Origin of the sequence: Kocuria arenosa, from assembly GCF_042879215.1 — a bacterium.
GTDB lineage: Bacteria > Actinomycetota > Actinomycetes > Actinomycetales > Micrococcaceae > Kocuria > Kocuria arenosa.
The window spans coordinates 1-3,744 of record NZ_JBHZTA010000030.1 but is presented as its reverse complement, the minus strand read 5'-3'; the positions used below and the strand labels follow the sequence as shown (position 1 = coordinate 3,744).

The 3,744-nt window shown below is 69.7% G+C and carries 3 protein-coding genes; all 3 read left to right on the top strand.

Going from position 1 to position 3,744, the window contains the following annotated elements; translation table 11 throughout:
- Window positions 1-393: 393 nt before the first annotated feature.
- The gene (locus tag ACFYE3_RS18940; protein WP_387611997.1) at window positions 394-756 is read left to right on the top strand and encodes a bifunctional 3-phenylpropionate/cinnamic acid dioxygenase ferredoxin subunit; all 363 of its coding nucleotides are present in this window, start codon (window positions 394-396) and stop codon (window positions 754-756) included.
- A gap of 47 nt (window positions 757-803) precedes the next feature.
- The gene (locus tag ACFYE3_RS18935; protein WP_387611994.1) at window positions 804-3,272 is read left to right on the top strand and encodes a GcvT family protein; all 2,469 of its coding nucleotides are present in this window, start codon (window positions 804-806) and stop codon (window positions 3,270-3,272) included.
- 134 nt (window positions 3,273-3,406) lie between these two features.
- A partial coding sequence (locus tag ACFYE3_RS18930; RefSeq protein ID WP_387611991.1) for an alcohol dehydrogenase catalytic domain-containing protein occupies window positions 3,407-3,744 on the top strand: 338 nt, incomplete at its 3' end.

The window sequence follows — 3,744 nt, the reverse complement described above, 5'->3', positions numbered from 1 at the left end:
GGCCAGGGACGCCCCGACAATGACGAGGGACTCCATGAAGGACCCCTTTCAAGAGACAGACAACGGACGACTGACGAGCTGAGCCAGTGGCGAGAGGTCCCGTTCCGGGATCTGACTCGCAAGCTGTGCAACACGATTCGTAATGTGAGATTCAGAGTGGGCGTCGCCACAGGCTCCGTCAAGGGCTTCCGGCAATACGTCGCGAGAAATTTACAAAACGTCGTTCTGTGAGGTCGATCACGAATCCGTGGGGGTCCATCTCTTGACAGCGCCCGTCTCCACTCCCCACGCTTGTTGCACATTGCAACACTCGTTGCTCATAGTGAGCCGCTTGAGTCGGGAAAGAACGCTCGGCACGGCAGGCCCGTCCCACCCAGGAAAGGATCCGCTCCGATGCACAAGGCGTGTCCCTTGAAAGACCTCGCTCCCGGCGACGCCCTCCGGCTCGACACCAACCCGCCCATCGCGGTGTTCCACACGGAGGAGGGCGAGCTGTTCGCCCTCGACGACACCTGCACCCACCAGGACGCCTCGCTCGCCGACGGCTGGGTGGAGGACTGCGAGGTGGAGTGCCCGCTGCACGCGTCCAAGTTCAACCTCCGCACCGGCGCGGTGGACGCGCCCCCGGCCAAGCTGCCGGTCCGGACCCACGTGGTGACCGTCGTGGACGGCGACATCATGGTCGAGGAGTCGGCCGAGGCGCCGAACCTGCCGCCCGGGCTCACCGCCCAAGGCCACGAGTCCCAGTCGAACTGAATTCCGGTCGACCCCCGCACGACATCCGCAGGTCAGGAGAACCATCCATGAGCACCACCCCTCGCGTCGTCATCATCGGAGCCGGCATCGTCGGCACCAACCTTGCCGACGAGCTCGTCCAGCGCGGCTGGACGAGCGTCACCGTCCTGGAGCAGGGCCCGCTGCCCCTTCCCGGCGGCTCGACGTCGCACGCGCCCGGACTCGTCTACCAGACGAACCCGTCGCGGACGATGACCCACTTGGCGAAGTACACGGTGGAGAAGCTCGTGTCCCTGGGCTGCTTCAACCAGGTCGGCGGACTCGAGGTGGCCACCACGCCGGCGCGGCTGGAGGAGCTCCAGCGCAAGGTGGGCTACGCGACGTCCTGGGGGATCGAGGGCCGGCTGCTCACGCCCGAGGAGGTGCTCGAGCAGCACCCCCTGGTCAACCCCGAGATGGTCCTGGGCGGCTACCACGTGCCGACGGACGGTCTCGCCCTGGCGGCCAAGGCGGTGCAGGTGCTCATCGACCGCACCACCCGCGCCGGCGTGACCTACTGCCCGGAGACGACTGTCACGGGCATCGAGCGGTCGAACGGCCGCGTGACCGGTGTGACCACGTCGGGCGGAACCGTGCCGGCGGACATCGTCGTCTCCTGCGCCGGGTTCTGGGGACCCGCGATCGGCGAGATGGCCGGCATGCCGTGCCCCATCCTGCCGCTGGCCCACCAGTACGTCTACACCTCCGCGGTCCCCGAGCTGGTCGGCAAGCACGACGCCCCGAACGGCGCGACCCTGCCGATCCTCCGGCACCAGGACGCGGACCTCTACTACCGGGAGTGGGGGGACCGGATCGGCATCGGCTCCTACGCGCACCGCCCGATGCCGGTGGATCTCTCCGACCTGCCGCACTACGCGCCCCGCGACATCGCCCACGACCGGATGCCCTCCCGCCTGGACTTCACGCCCGAGGACTTCACCGAGCAGTGGGCCGAGAGCCAGCGCTTCCTCCCCAGCCTGCGCGGCAGCGAGGTGGCCGAGGGCTTCAACGGGATCTTCTCCTTCACCCCGGACGGGGGCCCGCTCATCGGCGAGTCCCCGGACCTCGCCGGCTTCTTCGTGGCGGAGGCGGTGTGGGTCACCCACTCCTCGGGCGTGGCCAAGGCCATGGCCGAGCTGCTGGTGGACGGCGTCCCGGAGACGGATCTGCACGGCTGCGAGGCCACCCGCTTCGACGACGTGCAGCTCTCCCCGGAGTACGTCGAGGAGACGGGCAAGCAGAACTTCGTGGAGATCTACGACGTCCTCCACCCCCTCCAGCCCCGGGAGTCGCCGCGCAACCTGCGGGTCAGCCCGTTCTACCCCCGGGAGCTGGAGCTCGGCGCGTTCTTCCTGGAGAGCCACGGCTGGGAGCGCCCGCACTGGTACGAGTCCAACGCCGCGCTCCTGGACCAGCTGCCCGAGGAGTGGCGCGAGCCGGAGCGGGAGCCGTGGGCGGCTCAGTACCACTCGCCGATCGCGGCGGTCGAGGCGTGGAAGACCCGCACCGCCGTGGCGATGTACGACATGACCCCGCTCAAGCGCGTGACGGTCGAGGGACCGGGGGCCGCCGCCCTGCTGCAGCGGCTCACCACCGGCAACATCCTGCGCAAGCCGGGTGCCGTGACGTACTGCCTCTTCCTGGATGAGAAGGGCGGGATCCGCAGCGACATCACCGTGGCCCGGCTCAGCGAGAACCTGTTCCAGGCCGGCATCAACAGCAGCGTCGACGTGGCGTACCTGTCCGCCGAGGCGAACCGGCAGAGCGCCGAGGACCCCACCGCCTGGGCCCTGGTCCGGGACACCACCGCCGAGACCTGCTGCATCGGGCTGTGGGGCCCGAAGGCCCGGGAGGTCATGGCGAAGGTCTCCCGTGACGACCTGTCCAACGACGGCCTGAAGTACTTCCGCACCAAGCAGATCCGGGTGGGCGGCCTGCGGGTCACCGCGATGCGCCTCTCCTACGTGGGCGAGCTCGGCTGGGAGCTGTACACGACCGCCGACCAGGGGCTGCGGCTGTGGGACCTGCTGCACGAGGCGGGCCAGGAGTTCGGCATCGTCCCCGCGGGGCGCGCCGCCTTCAACAGCCTGCGCGTGGAGAAGGGCTACCGCTCCTGGGGCACCGACATGACCACGGAGCACACCGCCCTGGAGGCAGGACTGGACTTCGCCGTCAAGAAGGACAAGGGCGAGTTCGTGGGTTCGGAGGCCGTGGCCTCCGACGGCCAGGTGCGGCGCCGGCTGCGCTGCCTGACGGTCGACGACGGCCGGTCCGTGGTCCTGGGCAAGGAGCCCGTCTACGTGGACGGCGCCGCCGCCGGCTACGTCACCAGCGCCGTCTTCGGCCACACCGTGGGACGCCCGGTCGTCTACGCCTGGCTCCCGCCGGAGATCTCCGAGGGGGACGGCGTGGAGATCGAGTACCTCGGCGAGCGCGTCGCGGCCACGGTCAGCGCCGAGCCGCTCGTGGACCCCGGCATGGAGCGCATCCGCGGGTGACGCTCCGCCCGCCGGGGCCGGAGCGCATGCCGCTCCGGCCCTGGCCCTCCGTCCCGAGAGCGGGACCCACTCAGCACGAACATTGTGATCGAGCACCGTTCCCGGTGCCGACGACGACGAAAGGCAGTTCCAGCATGCACAAGGTCAAAGGCGTGGTGTCGAAGGGCAAGAACCAGCCGGTCAGTGTGGAGACCATCCTGGTGCCGGACCCGGGGCCCGGGGAGGCGCTGGTGGATGTGCTCACCTGCGGGGTGTGCCAGACCGACCACCACTACGTCCAGGGCGGGGTCGGCGACGACTACCCGTTCCTGCTGGGCCACGAGTCCTCGGGCGTGGTGTCCGCGATCGGGGAAGGGGTCACCGAGGTGGCCGTGGGCGACCACGTGATCCTCAACTGGCGGGCGGTGTGCGGGGAGTGCCGGGCCTGCCGCAAGGGCGAGCCCTGGTACTGCTTCGCCACCCACAACGCCAC

Coding starts and splice junctions, on each gene's coding strand:
- ACFYE3_RS18940 (WP_387611997.1), top strand. CDS start 394: ATGCACAAGGCGTGTCCCTTGAAAGACCTCGCTCCCGGCGACGCCCTC.
- ACFYE3_RS18935 (WP_387611994.1), top strand. CDS start 804: ATGAGCACCACCCCTCGCGTCGTCATCATCGGAGCCGGCATCGTCGGC.